A 15552-nucleotide genomic window follows, 5' to 3' on the forward strand; every position below is an offset into this window, starting at 1 on the left:
AGTTCTCAAACGATATAAAATACTTTCTACTCGATATCGAAATCATTTACAAAAGTTAAATACAAGATTTTTTATATTAGCATCAATATATAATTATCAGTTAAAAAATGACTTTTGAAACAAGTCTAATATATCCAAGACAATATCTTGAGGTTTTTTATTAGTCTTTATAGATGTTTGATATATTAGTGTTGCATAAGCATTCAATATATCATCATAATTGCCTTTTATTCGTACAGTGCATTTATCATCTTTGGTATTATCAAATAAAATAATTGTATCTTTCATTTATAGCCTTAATCATCAAAAAGCAGTTTATTGCCCTCTTCATCTGCTTTATCCCCATCATTATCAAAATCCCACCTATTTATATCGCTATCTGAACTCAATGGATCTTCATCTATTTTATAATGTGCTTCTTCTTCTTCTTCACTAAAAGAGATTATTGAGTTATCTTTTTGTAATTGTTCTTCAAATGATTCTTTTTTTCTTTTATCAATTTCTTTTTCTATATCTTCTTTATATCTATCAAGCATTGTTACTTCTTTTAACTTTTCCAATTCTTCAAGAGTAAGTTCTGAAAGTCTTCTTCCTTTGGTTATATTATCTTCAAGTTTACGGCTTTTATTAAACTTCCTGCCTTGTAAAATATGTTTTGCTGTTTCAGAATATTTATATATAGCTGCTAATTGACTTTCCAATAAGGCTATTTTTTCAAGCTCTTCATCAGTAAGTACCATTATATCTCTACCGTTTTTTATCTCTTCTATTTTCTTATGAAACTCATGTTCTCTATAGTCATCTTGTTTATTATTTGAAGTTTTTTCTTTAATCTCTTTTTTAGATTTTTTTGTTTCTTTTACAGGAAGTGATAAATCAAATATTTCTCTTTTATTTAATAGATTTTTTATATCCTTGTTCTAACTCATCATTATTATAACATTCTATTAATCTTTCATTAGAAAATAAATCAAGATATACATTTTTGCTTGCACCTTCAAGCGGGTATCTTGAATAATCTTTTTTATTATTTAATATATTGTCTCTCGTTAATATAAATCTCTGTATAGCTTTCATAACGGTATTAGCTTCTTCTTTATCATCAGACTTAAAAGTTATACCAAAAAGTCCTTTGTCTTCTATAATGTTTAGTTCTCTCATTTTTCCATCTTTTTATTTAATTTATATTTTTTACAGATATTATTTATATTTGCTATAATATCTTTTTTATGCTTACAGAAATAAGATGATTTTATTTCTAAACAATATATGCAATCTTTACAGTTCTTTTTTATCATCATTCTTTTCTAACGCATATTTTTTATATATAGTTTTAACTATAGTCTCTACTATTTGTGTAGTATTCTTCTTTTTTCTTTTACAAAAAGTAATTAAAAGCTCTGCTAATAATAAGATGAACATAGAAGTATTAATTTTAAAATCTTCTATTCTTATCCTATTAGCAGCTTTATCTATTTCTAAATAGATATATGGATTTTGAGAATTATTTCTTTTCATAATAAACTCCTTTTATTATGTATATAAACTTTATTTTTTAGCATTACCAAAACCTCCGTCTTCTTTTGCGGTTTTTCTGGAATGGCATCTTTTGCATAATGCCTGCAAATTACTTTCATCATAAAATAATTTATCATCTTCACTTTCTATTCTTTTTATATGATCCACATGTTCTGCAAAACTATGGCATTCATTAAAGTTTTTACAAAGAGGATTTTTATCTAAAAACTCTTTTCTAAATGCACGCCATTTTTTGCTTTTGTATCTTTTATATGCTTTTTCATCACTTCTCATTTTATAAACATCTTATTAACAAGTTATCAACATTGTTGACAAGTTATTAACATACTATTATTCATTAGCAGCTATTTGCTCTCCAATATCTACTAATACAGATTCAAGGTCTTCATAGCAATATGGAGTTTGCCCATCAATACATATCTTGAATGTTTCATTTTCTATATCTATATAACAACAGCATAAATTACTATTAATTTCTAATCTGTTTCTTTTAATACCCATAGTATCTTTTAACTCTGGATATTCGGAGGCTATTTTATTTGACACTCCTTCTAAAATAGCCAATTTAGTTTGATTGTAATGTGTTAGCATTTGTTCTAAAAATGACATTTTTATTCTCCCTTTTTATTAATTTTATTTTTTAATTGCTCTATATATTGTTTTCTTATATCATCCATAACTTTATAATCTGTAATCCAACCATCGTACATACATAAATAATCTCCCACTTCCAAACTTTTTAACCAGTTAGAAAACTTTACATCCCAATTAGATTCTTTATAATCTGGATCATAACTTTTTAGCAGCTCTTTTAATTCCTTTGTTATTAAATTAGAATAAGACGGTTCGCCAAGATGTTTCAAAAACTTCTCTAATTCAAAACATCCCAATACAAAATACTTTTTAGTATTAATACTGAAAACCATTAATTTTAGCATACATATACCTTATTAATAAAATCTTATAAAAATAGTCATTATGTTATTTTGACTATTTAAGCTGTTATTAATTCTTTAACCTTTTGCATTTTAAGTTCTATAATATTTAAGTTTAATAATCTGCTTGTCAGTCTTCCTTTGATTTCCTCAATGTTATCTTTTCTTGTTTTTATATTTAAGCTATTCATCAAACTGCAGTAATTTTTATTTGATGTAATAATAACAGTTTTTTCTAATGCTCTTATTTTATCAAATAATTTATAATAGCCTTCTGCTGCATAATGAAAGCCTACACTGTCAACATCATCAATCATTATAATGTCTGCAAACTTTACATTTTCTATTTTTGAATCTATGCTTAATTTTAAATCTCTGTCCTGAGCATTTTTATTAAATAGGTTTTTATGCATATCTTCAAAATTAGATGCTTCTATATACAATACCTTGATATTATTAATGGCATATATTTGCCATAACATTTTAAGCATTGTTGTTTTACCTGTTCCGCTTTTCCCTTCAAGATATAGAGAACTCATACTTCCTAATTCTAAATATTTTTTAATTGTATCTACTAGCTTTTGATTGTTAAACCTATTTGCAAAAATATCTAATGTCATGTCCATATCTAAAGAATTAAATATCTCGTTATATTTAATTCTAATTTTTTCAAGCTCATCTAATTTATTAGATATTTCAGTTTTTTCATTTTTAACACAATCGCACATCTCAGGTAAAAAAACTTTTCTTCCTGAAAATATTGATGACTGAGAAACTTTTTTAAATCCATCTTCATCACATTTTTTGCAATTTGGGTCTTTTCCATCTCTTGCTATTTTTTTCAATTCTTCTAAATATTTCTTATAGTTTTGCAAACAGTAGCTGCTATCCGCAATTTGCAATTTTAGAATACGCTTCATCAATACTTCCTCCTCTTTCTATTTCTTTTAATAAAAACTCTAATTTTTCAATTCCGCTTGGTATTGTATATTTTTTATCTTCTTCCGATTTTTGATTTCCTTTGTTGGTATTATTGTTATTACTTTCATTTTTTTGACACAAAGCCATTCTTAATAAATCCTGAAGTTTTAATGAGTATCTTTTATTTAATGGTAATTTTAAGAAGTTAAACTTTACAATTGACAAGGCTTCATCAAAGTTATCATGCACACGATTTTTAAATATATCAATTAAAAACTTGGTATATGTAATATGAACTCCATATCTTATTCTACAACCTAATAATTCTTTATGAAGCTCGTTATATTTTTCTAAAAACTCATTTTTCTTTTTGTCTTCTTCTTTTTCTTCTGGAGTTTTTTCTTCTTCAGGTTTTTCTTTTTCCTCTTTGATTAATTTATGCGGCTGCAATGGTTCTGTGTTTATATCATCTCCGAATAAGCTAGGCTCATCATATTTCTGCTCTACAGGAGCATCCATATTTCTTATAGCTCTATCTTCTTCAACAAGCATCTCTATAGCTTTTTTTAATCCTGATAAATTATATACAGTTCCTGTTCCTGCAAATTTACCTTCTTTATAAACATTTCTGCTTGAAAAAGTTAGATACCCCTTAGCATATAGGCTTTGTCTTTGTCTTGTATAAATAGTTGATGTTGGGTTAATTTCTTTATCTCTGATTTCTTTTTCTTTCTTCCAGCTTAAACTTATTATAGCTATTATAAACTCAAACTCACTTGCTGTAAGTCCTAATCTTTTTCTATAATAAATTAATGTATTAGGTATCGATGTAAAACCTCTCTCAAGCATAGCATCGCCAAACGTTGCTATTAAGTATTCATTTTTCACTTCTGTTTTATTGTTCTCAGTTTGCATTTTTTTCTACCTCTGGAAATAATTTTTTTGCTAATTCATACAAGTTATTAATATGACTTGTGTTGTTATTCTTATCAAGCTCAATCGCCATTTCTATAGTTTTTATGTTTCTATTTTTTGCCATTTTTTGAAGATTAATTTTTTTTATTCTTGAATATTCTGTATATAAAATCTCATATCTTAATTTTATTAATTTTATGTTTCCAAAACTTGTATTATGAATATGCTCATAAAGTTTTCTTCTGATGATATTATTTGATGCATGCTCTTCTTCAAAGTGTAATAAATCTTTTTTATTAAATATTTTTTTTATTATATATTTTAATAATTCTTTTATTCCTCTTTTTTGAACTATCATTTTAAACTTCCCCCCATAACCATATTATTTAAAAATACTCCTCCTTCTGCAGTAATAAATATTATGACATCAAAGAGTGATGTTAAAGATTTAAATAAATTTCTACTGCATTTGTTTTTGATATTTTTTAGCAGGAATGCTAATTGATAAAATATATTCTGTTTTTTATTATAAAAGTTGATGCCAAACTTTTTATCTGATTTTATTTTCGAGATTTTTAATGATTGTTTTTGATTAAAATCTAAAATGTTTTTAAGACATCTTAGATTTTTTAATTTGTTGATAAATAAGATTTTTGAACCTTGTACCGCTTCCCATACTCTTTTTAAATTCGTTGAAATAAATATTTATGTTGTTTTAATTTATGTTCTTATTTTTATTCAACTTTTTCCCGCCGCAAAAAGTTGCAAAAAGTGCAAATACTACAACTTTATATTTTACAATATATCTTTGATGTAATATAACATCTAAAATTTAACCTACACCTAAATGTAGATTTTATAAAATGCAGCCTTTTTGCTTCTTTGTGGCAACAAAAGAAGTGGGGTGCTACCCTACGGGCACGCTTCGCAGGGGGCAAAGCCCTGCAAATATATTAATTTAAACAAATAATTTTTTTATATTAATATATGTTTTATTCAACTTTTTCCCGCCTTCGCACCCACAGGCACTTCCTTCGGTCGCTGTGCGGACTTCGTCAAAGTTGCAAAAAGTGCAAGTTAAGAAAGTAATACTAATCATATTTTACATACTAAATATTAAATCAAAAACAATACAAATATTTATTAATTTTCTTTATAAAAACTATAGTTAATTATTGGATATTTGGCTATATCTTTTTATTTTAAATGATATATAATCATTTTATATTATTATATTAAAAAGGTATAAATGTTTAGGTTTATTTATTTTTTTCTTATTTTGTTAAGCATACTTTCATGCAATAAAAATAATCATCGCTTAGAAGATAAAAATGGTAATAATAATACTTTTGAAAATTCTCAGCTCATATCCAAAGATGGTATAAAAGGAAGTATTGTTAGAGGTCAAAAGGATTATTATTATTTCAATGTTAATAAAGAAGAGATTATTGATTTTGATATATCTAATCTAGGCGATAAAGCTATTACTATGACTTTATGCAACTATAAAACTAATATTGTTAAAGTGATAAGTGAGTTTGAGAATACAAATGAAAACACTAGAGTTTATACTATTCAAACTAATGATAAAGGTGAAGTATATTCTTCTCAGGTTATGAAAGGTATTTATTTTAGACCATCAGAAAATACTGAAGAAAACAAATATTATATAGTTATAGAATCAAAAAATGATGACACTGAATATAGCTTTGTTCTTAAAAAAAGAGAATATAATGAAACTGATGAAAAAGAGCCTAATGATATAATATCTAGGTCGCAGATAATAGATGTTAATAGTGAAAATAGACTCTATACTATAGATGGATATTATAGCCAAATTTTTAACCCTAAGTTATATTCTGGAGATTTAAAAAACATGGAAATAGATTCTTATAAAGTTACAAACAGTTCTTTTAATGCTTATTCTATATCTATAGAGCTTTCTGGAGTTCCTTCTGTTGATGCTAGTATAAGATTATATGACAATATGGGAAACTTTATTGCCAATTATGACCTTAATAATGTTGGTGATGGAGAAACTGTGGATAAGTTAGTGTTATATCCTTATATGTCATATTATTTTGTTTTGGTGTCTGAGAGGGCTGTATTAAATATACCATATAGGGTAAGTGTATTAGCTAAACCTTATGATAAATATACTGAAGATGAACCTAATAATAAATATACACAAGCACAAAATTTAGAGTTTAATAAAACTTATAAGGGTGCTATAGATTATTCTTATGACAGAGATTATTATACATTTAATGTTCCGATACAATCAAGTATAAAATTATCTTATTTTTTGATAGATTCTCAGGCTATTAATTTAAGAATATCTAATGAAAATGAAGGAATAATAGCTACTATGCCTCAAAATGATGATGAGTATATTACTAGCTTAAAACAAGGAAAATATTATTTGATTTTTGAGAGAGATACCACTAAAGAGAAATGGGTGAAGGGCAGTTCTAATATTAGAAATTATGAGTTTAGTATGGCTATATCCAATGAAATTAGCGGCTATTATGAGGATTTAAATTACCTTAATGATTATTATAGCAATGATTATGATGATAGTTTCTATAATAATAGTGACGGCTTTTACAATAATGGATATAGCGGCAGTGTTAATAATGATAATCAAACAGAATATAAAAATGAAGAAACTAATAATTATATTATACTAAAAGATGAAGATTATAATGCAGAGTATTATCATTATAATAGTGAAGATAATGATATAATACAAGAATATACTAATTATGGTGAATATTAATTATGGGTATAAAGGATATTTTTAAGAAAAAAAATATAAAAAAAGATTCATCTGAAAATAAAGAATCATATTTAGAAAATAATACTAAAGAAAATAATTCTAAAAAAAGAAGATTTAAAAAGAGATATATTCCTTTAATAATAATTTGTGTTTTAATTATAGCTTTAATTGGGGTTAGGATATATTTAAATAATGATAGGGTAAAGACTATAGTAGAGAATGTAGTATATTCTTCTCTAAACAGAAAATTAGTAATAGAAAAATTTAGTTATGGACTGCTCTTTCCTAAGATAGAAGCAAGCAATGTAATTCTTTATAATTCTACAAATTTTAATGAAGCAGAAAATATAAGTTTAGATAATTTAAGATTAAGGTTTTCATTATTTCAATTATTTTTTTTAAGGCTTCATATAAAAGAATTAAGCATAGACAATTTGTATGTTAATATGTTTACCGATGAGGCAGGAAATTGGAATCTTCCAGATATGCCGCCTTCAGAGCCAAAGATTGAAGACACAAACAAAGAGCCTTTTGATTTTACTAAATTAGATTTTCTAAAATTAAAAGCTGATATAGAAAATATTAGAATTAATAATTTATCATTTAGTGCTGATAGTTTATCTTATGTTACAAATAACAGCGGACTTTTTGCAAGTTTAAATAATTTTAATTTGCATTTAGATTTAAATACTAAAAGATTTTCTTTGTCTAAAGTAATGGGAGTTTCTGCTCCTGAGGTTCTAAAAAAACTTAATATAAAAAGTTTTATAAGTAATGATTTAGTTTATAATAATTCTGCTTTAAATTTCAAAGATGAACCATTATTTAATTTGGATATATCTTATCTTAATGAAGATGAGATAAAAATTGTATTTGATTTTGAAGTGAGCGAGCCAAATTTAAGATATAATGGAATTAAAAAAGATGATATGCAATTAGCATTTAATTTGCTTGCAAGATATAACATAAAAACTCAAAGCGTATTTATAGATAATATTTCATCAGAGCTTTTGAATGATGAAATATTAAAAGTAATAGCATCTGCAGCAAATATATTTAATGACAATATAGGAATTGATTTAAATACTTTTTATGCAAGGCTTGATTTAGGAAAATTAAATAGTTTAACTTCTATGTTTGTTCCAGCATTAGGTATAAACATGAATGGGCTTTTGAATGTTGATGCTGATAAAACTACAGGCACTATTAATAATCTTAACAATAAACTTACTATAGCTATGAAGAATATCAATTTTGATATGCAAAAAACTATATCTATAAATAATCTTAATTCTACAACTGTAGTAGATTTAATTATTAATCCAGAAATACAAGTAGCTGTTGATAATAAACTCACAATAGAGAGAGCAACTGCTTTAAGAAGATATAGATTTAATAATGCTAATGCGGCATTGAGGGTGGATTCTTCATTAAACGGACTTACTTCTATAGCTACTGTAATAAATGACCCTAATAAAAAAAGCGATGCTGTTGTTTATATAGATGATATTTCTGCTAAATATGGAAACTCTAGTATTTTACTTAAAGGGATTGTACGTTTTGATGAGCCTACAGATTTAAAATTGAATGTTACATCTCTTCCAGTAGCTGATTTTAGCGGAGGTATTGCGAGAGGTTCATTAAACTTAGATGCTAATATTTTTGGTAAGCTATTAAGCGATATAGACCTTAATTTGAAAGGAATAATAAATAATTTCTCTTACAATTTAAATGGTGAGGTTTCTTCTACTACAAAGGCTAATATTAATATGCTTGCTAATGCCAATATTATTTCACAGGATATTAATGTTTCTGAGTTTAATATTGATTTGGGTAATTTCTTTAATTTTAAGTCTTATTTAAATTTACAAGGTATGGGGTTAAAAAGCGGTTTTGTTAATGTGCATACTTTAAGAATTGCTCCTTATGCTATGAAAAATTGGCTTTCTACAAAGTTTGCTGAGTTAGTAGACGGACTTCCTTTTGAAGATGATGTTAAGCTAACAAGTGCTATTGCTTATAATTTGTCTTTAGAAGATACATTTGCGAGCGTTACAAATTATACAACTGTTTATGTAACAGAAAAGCAGTATAAGCTTCAAGATGTTACTATGAAAGTTGATGCTGATGTTAATTTTGGTGAGAACTTATATGCTAATATAAGAAAGTTTAATATAGATAGTCCTACTAATAATTTGAAGGTGAGAGTTGATGGATATTTTTCACCTGTGCTAAAAAATGCTAATTTAAATTATGAGGTTGGTTTAGATACTGATAGTTTATATTTGCCTTTTGGAATTGAGATTGGAGGGCTTTTAAGCATAATAGGAAATTTAAAAAATAATATTGCTGATGGAGATTTGATTGCTGATAATTTCTTTGCTAATATGGATTCCCCAGATAAAATGTCTATATTATTAAAAGGTTTGGATTCTAATATAGATTATCATTTTGATTTAACTCCTAATAAAAATCAGACGGTTTCAACTGCTGCAAGATATAACCCTCTAACAAGCCAAGTACCAAATTTATTTATTGACCAGCTTAGAGTATATTTAAAAATACCTCCTTTTATAGATGACAGTATTAGGATAATGGATTTTTCTTCTTCTGTGAGAGTACAAGGACATGGACTTACAATACAAGATTTGAAATCATCACTATACATTGGTGGAGAGAAGTTTGATGATAATTTATTTTTAGCATCTATATCAAATAACACAGCACCTAGAAGGGGGGCTATAAACTTGCCTTGGCTTAATGTTGATTTGGGAAGCTTTGATACTAGCACTATAAAATATGATATGAGAATGCTTGCAAGTGATATTAACTTTAAATATTTGCTTCCTCCAGAAAATAGAGATAAAATTAATGATGAAAAATTGTTGGTTAATTTAACAGCAGATATTGCAGGAGTTGGAATTAGCCCTCTTAATAATATAAGACCTACTACATTCTTTGTAGGTATTAGTAAAATGTCTACAGAGTTTTCTAAATTCTTAATAGAAATGATACGACCTATTAACCCCGGCATATCTACAGTTGAAAATATTGTTCAATTTGGTTATGACCCTAATTCTGTAGAGTTTAGTATATCTGCAAATAAAGTGTTTACAACATTCTACTTTAGAGACCAAAATTTAGATAAACCTAGTCAGCAAAAACAGCAACTAATAGCATTTGAAGGCGATAAATTTGGTCTTGAGCCTATGCCTTTTTCTGATGTTATATCTTACTTAGAAGGCGGAAATTAAGGAGATTTTATGAAAAAGCATTTAATATTTTGTATTTTTATATCAATGATTTTTACTAGCTGTTCTAAACTAATATTAGTTCAAGAGCCTGAGATGAGAGTTTTGGGAGGAAAAACTTTGATAGAGGCACAGGTTTTAGGAAGATATAGACAGATTGATGAGAGTGCTTATCAGATTTCTACTCTTTCAACTGATAAAGATTTAAGCCTAATAATGGTGAGTACAAATGTTTCTGATGAAGTAGCTGCAGAATATAAAGAAGCTTTAATTAGAAGTATGTTTAATCAAGATGAGATTAACCTTTATAAAACCAATGCCTATATTGGTGAGAACAATAGCGGATATTTATCATATATAGCTTTTGATGTTACAGAGCCTGAAGTTCAATATGGAGAAACTAGAATAGAATATATAAAAGAGATAATGGAAAAAGAAAATGCTGATAGAAAGATTATAGCGGAATATTTAATATTATCAGACCCAAAACTTACAATGTCTAATATAAAAGAAGTAGAAGCTGCACTTTATAAGAGAAATATAGAGCGTCTTGTAAATAACAGCTACTATCAGCTGCCAGATAATAGTTGGACTTTATACACAAACTCTAATTAATATTAGCTAAAAAATTAAGTTTATAAAAATTCTATTGTTCTTTTTCCTGCAGCTCGCGGTGCGGACTTCGTCAAAAGAACTAAAAAGTGCAAGTTAAGAAAGTAATACTAATCATATTTTATATACTAAATATTAAATCAAAAACAATACAAATATTTATTAATTTAGTTTTTAAACAACTCTATTTACTTTTCACAAGGATATTTTATCTTCCAACTTCTCCTTAAAGTATCCATTATATTCATAACTCTTATAATATCTTCATGCGGCATCTCTTTACATTCTAACTTTTTATTTCTAATAGCATCTGCACAAGAAATAACTTCATATTCATAACCGCTTATTTGTTTTGGAATTTTAATAGTTTTTATAATTTTTCTGTCTAATGAATAAACTGTTATACTTTCTGGGTTATTGATATTTTTTACAACAATATAACCTTTATCTCCATTAATAACACCTTCCCTATTTGTTAGTGCTGACATAGTGCTGTTTAATACAGCCATTTTGCCGTCATCAAAAGTAAGCGTAATAGAGTTTTGTTCATCTACTCCTTTTTTAGTTTTCACGCAAGTAGAATCTATTTTTTTTATTTTATTTCCAAATACCATAAGAGCGAAATTGATAGTATAAACTCCAACATCAAGCAAAGCCCCTCCTGCTAATTCCGGCTCTATCAATCTTTCTTTTTTATTTACAACATAGCCTAAATTTGCTGTTAGAGAACTTACTTTACCTATGATACCACTTTTTATAGTTTCGTTAATTATTTCTCTGCTTGGCATATATCTAGTACAAATAGCCTCAGCAAGTAAAAGTTTTTTCTTTTTGGCAAGTAAAATAACATCTCTAGCTTGTTTTGTATTGACAGTAAAAGCCTTTTCGCATAAAACATTTTTATTATTATTAAGACACAATTTTATATGCTCATAATGATGAGAATGAGGTGTTGCTATATAAACTAAATCTACATTTTCATCTTTAACCATCTCTTCATAAGAACCATAAAACTTTTTAAATCCATATTCCTTAGCAAATAGCTTACTTCTTTTTATATCTCTTGCACTCACGGCATAAGATTCTACATCTTTAATTTTTGCAATAGTCTTAGCCATTTTTTTAGCTATAGAACCTGCCCCTATAAAACCTATATTAATTTTTTTCATTATAAAAACCTCTTATAAAATGCTTATAGAAAGATAATATTATTATTTATTATATTGTCAAGAAAATTATTTTTATAAGTTTTTTAATCATATTATAATTTTTAAATTTATTCATATAATATACTTAATCAATATTCAAAAATATAAATAAAAAATAATTTAATTACAATTATTAAACTATTTATATACAAAAAAGATGCACCTAAAAAGATGCACCTCTATATTTATGTGTACTATAACTTATAGCTGTACTTTTTTAATTAAGCTTGTAGAAAGTTCAGGTATATATATAACATTATTAACCAAATCTATATCAGCAACACCAGACAAAGAACCTTCAATTTTTTCAACTTGTTCTTTAGTATTTAAATCAAACACATAAATACAAGCATTATTATTAGCACCATTTTCACCCCAATCAGAAACATATAATTTACCATTAGCAATAGCTATACCATCTAAAGCCCCAGCACCCAATCTCGAAGCTGTCCATTTAGTTAAGCCTGTAGCATCTATATTTAAAGTATAAATATCTCCTCCGTTAGCATCTCCTCCAAATGTGCTGCCTGCTATATATAATACTCCATTGTCTAATAATATACCATTAGCACCAACTACTCCTGTTACTGATGAAGCAATAGATAAAGCTGAGTTATTATCTACTTTTACAAAATGAACTGTAGAAGCACCTGTATCAGTTAAAGCTACTGTTGTAGGGTCTATAACTACTGTATCATTTAAGAATTTAGAACCTTATATAGGAAGTTTAGTAATTATTTTATTTTCTTTAACATTAGCTAATACTAAATTACCTGTCATAGAGCTATCATTAACTTGATCAGGAATAATAATAATATCATCAGTTAAGAAAGAAAAACCTTTAGGACTATCTAACTCACCTTCAAAAAGTTTTTGAGGATTAGAACCATCTTCATTAGCAACAATAATAAATCCGTCTTTAGGAGCATTAGGGTCACCTAAATTTGCTATGTATAATTTACCATTTCTAAACTTAACACTCTCAGGGCTGCTAATCCTTCGACATTAATACCAACAGCTTTTTTTACATATTGAGCCCCTGAAGTGCTGCTGTTAGCTTTACTTGTACCATCTCCAGAATTATTTAAACAAGAAATTGCAAATACTGCTAGTGATAAAATTAAAAAAAGTTTATTCATTTTTTCTCCTCTTTATTTATTCATTTTAAAAAATTTATACAGCACTTTCAATATTATATCAATAGTTTTTAAACAAAAGATTGTTACCAAAATAGTTACAATGCTAAAAATAAAAAACTATTGACTATTATGCTTATTAAATTTATTATAATATTATGAAGATTAACACTAAATTATCAGTTGCAACACATATAGTTTTATGCATAGCCTTTTTTGAAAATGAAGGCACTACTTCTCATCTGCTTGCTAAAAGCGTAAAAACGAATCCCTCTCTAACAAGAAGAATTCTATTAAAACTTCAAGATGCTAAAATAGTTGAAACCATTAAAAATGGAAGCAAACTTATAAAAGATGAAAAAGATATAACATTGCTATCAATATATAAAGCAGTATTCACGGAAGAAGAGAGAGGACTATTTAGCTTTCATCATCCTAATCATGTTTGCCCGGTGGGTTGTGCTACGTTTGATGTACTTGGAGAAGAGTTTAATAGCGTAAAAGAAGACTTTGAAAAATCATTATCCAAAATCACTATCAAAAAAATAGTTGATGAAGTAAGAAAAAGAAAGAAGCATTCAGACTTTATGAATAAATAATCCTTTAATGTTTTAAAATTGTTATTTTGTTGCCTTCTAATTTTATTATTTTTTCCTTTGATAGTCTGTTTAATTCTCTTGATAATGCACTTCTGTCTGAAGATATAAACTCTGCTAATTTATCTCTATTATATGGTATTACTATGTTGTTAGATTTTTGTATATTAGACATATATTTTAAATAAAGCATTATTTTGCTTCTTAAACTTTTTTGACTTAATATATCATTTTTTATAGAGAGAAATATATTTTTATCAGATAAAACTTTTATGAGATTTTGCAAAAAAATTGCATTATTAAAAATATTATTGGTATTGATTTTTAATATTTTAGTATTGGTAAAAGATAATGCTTGTATTGTAGAAATTTTATTTGTAGATAATGCAAAAGATTCAGCAAAAATATCTCCTGCATTTAATATATTAACTATATTTTTTCTAGCATCATCATATTCTTTGGAAACTTCTACCATACCATCTAATATTAAATAAATATGCTCTATATAATCTCCTATATCTATAATTGTATTTCCTTTTTTATATGATTTATTTTGATACCCAAAACTATTAATTATATTAAGAATATTATCTCTATTTATATTATTAAATAAACTTGATTTTAATATTATATCTATATATTCTTCCATAAGATAATTCCTAAAATAAACTCTCAATTATATAGTAACTAATATAGTATTTTTTATTAAAAAAATCAATATTAGTTAGTTGCCATAGCAACTGAGTTTTTTATAAAAAATAGTATTATAAAAACAATTAATAACTTTTATAAATAGGAGTTTAAGTAAAATGAAAAGAAGAATAATAAAAATAGATGAAGATAAATGCACAGGCTGCGGAGAATGCATACCTGATTGTCCTGAGGGAGCTTTGCAGATAATAGACGGAAAAGCAAGACTTATAAGCGATTTGTTTTGTGATGGGCTTGGAGCTTGCATAAAAAAATGTCCGGAAAATGCCATGACTATAGAAGAGAGAGAAGCAGAAGAATATAATGAAGAAAAAGTAATGGCAAATATTGTTAAAGGTGGTGCTAATGTAATAAAGGCTCATCTTAAACATTTAAAAGAGCATGGAGAAGATACACTTTTTAATGAAGCTATAAAATATTTAAAAGATAATAATTTGGAGGTACCTAACATGGAAGAAAACAAACCTTGCGGATGTCCCGGAAGTATGCAAAGAGATATGAGAGATAAAATGCCTACATCCAACAACAATATAGAAATGTATTCCGAGTTAAGAAATTGGCCTATACAATTAAAACTTATGAATCCAAATGCTTCCTATCTTAATGATATAGATTTGCTTATTAGTGCAGATTGTGTTCCTTTTACTTATGCGAATTTCCATTCAAAATTCTTAAAAGGCAAAGTGCTTATGATGTTATGTCCTAAACTTGACAGCGACATAGATTCATATATAGAAAAACTTGCTAATATATTTAAAACAAAAAATATAAAATCTATTACAATAGTACGTATGGAAGTGCCTTGCTGCGGAGGTGTTGAAATGATAGTGGAAGCGGCTCTTAAAAAAGCAAATAAAAATATCATCATCAAAGAATATACTATATCCATAGACGGAGAAATAATTTAAAATAAATCTATAAAGATAATTAAATGGTTATTATACCTAAA

17 protein-coding genes and 1 pseudogene are annotated in these 15552 nt (G+C 26.6%); 5 read left to right on the plus strand and 13 right to left on the minus strand.

The features are described 5' to 3' along the window. Window positions 1–96: 96 nt before the first annotated feature. The 10 genes from EPJ72_RS01430 to EPJ72_RS01475 form a co-directional block, all read right to left on the minus strand. Window positions 97–288 (minus strand): hypothetical protein, encoded by a 192-nt coding sequence (locus tag EPJ72_RS01430; RefSeq protein ID WP_147730493.1) that lies wholly within the window; start codon window positions 286–288, stop codon window positions 97–99. An 8-nt stretch (window positions 289–296) separates the two neighbouring features. Beyond that, complete coding sequence (locus EPJ72_RS01435; RefSeq protein WP_147730494.1) at window positions 297–740, minus strand: hypothetical protein; 444 nt, start codon at window positions 738–740, stop codon at window positions 297–299. Window positions 741–891: 151 nt separating this feature from the next. Continuing rightward, the gene (locus EPJ72_RS01440) at window positions 892–1161 is read right to left on the minus strand and encodes a hypothetical protein (protein WP_147730495.1); all 270 of its coding nucleotides are present in this window, start codon (window positions 1159–1161) and stop codon (window positions 892–894) included. A gap of 117 nt (window positions 1162–1278) precedes the next feature. Continuing rightward, window positions 1279–1518, minus strand: a complete 240-nt coding sequence (locus EPJ72_RS01445) for a hypothetical protein (RefSeq protein ID WP_147730496.1) — start codon at window positions 1516–1518, stop codon at window positions 1279–1281. A 30-nt stretch (window positions 1519–1548) separates the two neighbouring features. Then, window positions 1549–1812 (minus strand): HNH endonuclease signature motif containing protein, encoded by a 264-nt coding sequence (locus EPJ72_RS01450; RefSeq protein WP_147730497.1) that lies wholly within the window; start codon window positions 1810–1812, stop codon window positions 1549–1551. A 57-nt stretch (window positions 1813–1869) separates the two neighbouring features. Beyond that, the gene (locus EPJ72_RS01455) at window positions 1870–2148 is read right to left on the minus strand and encodes a hypothetical protein (protein ID WP_147730498.1); all 279 of its coding nucleotides are present in this window, start codon (window positions 2146–2148) and stop codon (window positions 1870–1872) included. 2 nt (window positions 2149–2150) lie between these two features. Further along, window positions 2151–2477: a hypothetical protein gene (locus EPJ72_RS01460; RefSeq protein WP_147730499.1), complete on the minus strand. Its 327-nt coding sequence runs from the start codon at window positions 2475–2477 to the stop codon at window positions 2151–2153. A 56-nt stretch (window positions 2478–2533) separates the two neighbouring features. Next, complete coding sequence (locus EPJ72_RS01465; protein ID WP_147730500.1) at window positions 2534–3394, minus strand: ATP-binding protein; 861 nt, start codon at window positions 3392–3394, stop codon at window positions 2534–2536. Next, on the minus strand, window positions 3360–4310 hold the full coding sequence (locus EPJ72_RS01470) for a hypothetical protein (protein ID WP_147730501.1): 951 nt from the start codon (window positions 4308–4310) through the stop codon (window positions 3360–3362). Before EPJ72_RS01470 ends, EPJ72_RS01465 begins: the two co-directional genes overlap by 35 nt. After that, complete coding sequence (locus EPJ72_RS01475) at window positions 4300–4668, minus strand: hypothetical protein (RefSeq protein ID WP_147730502.1); 369 nt, start codon at window positions 4666–4668, stop codon at window positions 4300–4302. The genes EPJ72_RS01470 and EPJ72_RS01475 overlap by 11 nt, the downstream gene beginning before the upstream one ends. Before the next feature lie 891 nt (window positions 4669–5559). Between EPJ72_RS01475 and EPJ72_RS01485 the strand changes: the two genes are divergently transcribed. Genes EPJ72_RS01485 through EPJ72_RS01495 form a run of 3 tightly spaced genes read left to right on the plus strand, consistent with a single transcriptional unit; the run spans window position 5560 to window position 10955 of the window. Continuing rightward, the gene (locus EPJ72_RS01485) at window positions 5560–7089 is read left to right on the plus strand and encodes a peptidase (RefSeq protein ID WP_147730503.1); all 1530 of its coding nucleotides are present in this window, start codon (window positions 5560–5562) and stop codon (window positions 7087–7089) included. 2 nt (window positions 7090–7091) lie between these two features. Then, window positions 7092–10343, plus strand: coding sequence for an AsmA family protein (locus tag EPJ72_RS01490; RefSeq protein WP_147730504.1), 3252 nt, complete (start codon window positions 7092–7094; stop codon window positions 10341–10343). 9 nt (window positions 10344–10352) lie between these two features. Next, a complete protein-coding gene (locus EPJ72_RS01495; RefSeq protein ID WP_147730505.1) occupies window positions 10353–10955 on the plus strand; it encodes a DUF1318 domain-containing protein in 603 nt (200 codons plus the stop codon). A gap of 185 nt (window positions 10956–11140) precedes the next feature. Here the strand turns inward: EPJ72_RS01495 and EPJ72_RS01500 are convergent, their stop codons facing one another. After that, on the minus strand, window positions 11141–12121 hold the full coding sequence (locus EPJ72_RS01500; RefSeq protein ID WP_147730506.1) for a Gfo/Idh/MocA family protein: 981 nt from the start codon (window positions 12119–12121) through the stop codon (window positions 11141–11143). 240 nt (window positions 12122–12361) lie between these two features. Continuing rightward, window positions 12362–13299: pseudogene (locus EPJ72_RS01505) on the minus strand (ATP-binding protein). 155 nt (window positions 13300–13454) lie between these two features. Between EPJ72_RS01505 and EPJ72_RS01510 the strand changes: the two are divergent. Then, complete coding sequence (locus EPJ72_RS01510) at window positions 13455–13895, plus strand: RrF2 family transcriptional regulator (protein WP_147730507.1); 441 nt, start codon at window positions 13455–13457, stop codon at window positions 13893–13895. Window positions 13896–13899: 4 nt separating this feature from the next. Here EPJ72_RS01510 and EPJ72_RS01515 read toward each other — a convergent pair whose 3' ends face one another. Beyond that, window positions 13900–14541 carry a Crp/Fnr family transcriptional regulator gene (locus EPJ72_RS01515; RefSeq protein WP_147730508.1) on the minus strand — a complete coding sequence of 214 codons (642 nt, stop codon included), beginning with the start codon at window positions 14539–14541 and terminating at the stop codon, window positions 13900–13902. Between the two features lie 160 nt (window positions 14542–14701). Here EPJ72_RS01515 and EPJ72_RS01520 point away from each other — a divergent pair, with 160 nt between their 5' ends. Further along, window positions 14702–15511 carry an ATP-binding protein gene (locus tag EPJ72_RS01520; protein ID WP_147730509.1) on the plus strand — a complete coding sequence of 270 codons (810 nt, stop codon included), beginning with the start codon at window positions 14702–14704 and terminating at the stop codon, window positions 15509–15511. Window positions 15512–15552 lie beyond the last annotated feature (41 nt).

Origin of the sequence: Brachyspira pilosicoli, assembly GCF_008016535.1 — a bacterium.
Classification (GTDB): Bacteria; Spirochaetota; Brachyspiria; order Brachyspirales; family Brachyspiraceae; genus Brachyspira; species Brachyspira pilosicoli_A.

Coding starts and splice junctions, on each gene's coding strand:
- EPJ72_RS01485 (WP_147730503.1), top strand. CDS start 5,560: ATGTTTAGGTTTATTTATTTTTTTCTTATTTTGTTAAGCATACTTTCA.
- EPJ72_RS01510 (WP_147730507.1), top strand. CDS start 13,455: ATGAAGATTAACACTAAATTATCAGTTGCAACACATATAGTTTTATGC.
- EPJ72_RS01470 (WP_147730501.1), bottom strand. CDS start 4,310: ATGCAAACTGAGAACAATAAAACAGAAGTGAAAAATGAATACTTAATA.
- EPJ72_RS01455 (WP_147730498.1), bottom strand. CDS start 2,148: ATGTCATTTTTAGAACAAATGCTAACACATTACAATCAAACTAAATTG.
- EPJ72_RS01515 (WP_147730508.1), bottom strand. CDS start 14,541: ATGGAAGAATATATAGATATAATATTAAAATCAAGTTTATTTAATAAT.
- EPJ72_RS01475 (WP_147730502.1), bottom strand. CDS start 4,668: ATGATAGTTCAAAAAAGAGGAATAAAAGAATTATTAAAATATATAATA.
- EPJ72_RS01445 (WP_147730496.1), bottom strand. CDS start 1,518: ATGAAAAGAAATAATTCTCAAAATCCATATATCTATTTAGAAATAGAT.
- EPJ72_RS01430 (WP_147730493.1), bottom strand. CDS start 288: ATGAAAGATACAATTATTTTATTTGATAATACCAAAGATGATAAATGC.
- EPJ72_RS01500 (WP_147730506.1), bottom strand. CDS start 12,121: ATGAAAAAAATTAATATAGGTTTTATAGGGGCAGGTTCTATAGCTAAA.
- EPJ72_RS01490 (WP_147730504.1), top strand. CDS start 7,092: ATGGGTATAAAGGATATTTTTAAGAAAAAAAATATAAAAAAAGATTCA.
- EPJ72_RS01465 (WP_147730500.1), bottom strand. CDS start 3,394: ATGAAGCGTATTCTAAAATTGCAAATTGCGGATAGCAGCTACTGTTTG.
- EPJ72_RS01460 (WP_147730499.1), bottom strand. CDS start 2,477: ATGCTAAAATTAATGGTTTTCAGTATTAATACTAAAAAGTATTTTGTA.
- EPJ72_RS01520 (WP_147730509.1), top strand. CDS start 14,702: ATGAAAAGAAGAATAATAAAAATAGATGAAGATAAATGCACAGGCTGC.
- EPJ72_RS01435 (WP_147730494.1), bottom strand. CDS start 740: ATGGTACTTACTGATGAAGAGCTTGAAAAAATAGCCTTATTGGAAAGT.
- EPJ72_RS01495 (WP_147730505.1), top strand. CDS start 10,353: ATGAAAAAGCATTTAATATTTTGTATTTTTATATCAATGATTTTTACT.
- EPJ72_RS01450 (WP_147730497.1), bottom strand. CDS start 1,812: ATGAGAAGTGATGAAAAAGCATATAAAAGATACAAAAGCAAAAAATGG.
- EPJ72_RS01440 (WP_147730495.1), bottom strand. CDS start 1,161: ATGAGAGAACTAAACATTATAGAAGACAAAGGACTTTTTGGTATAACT.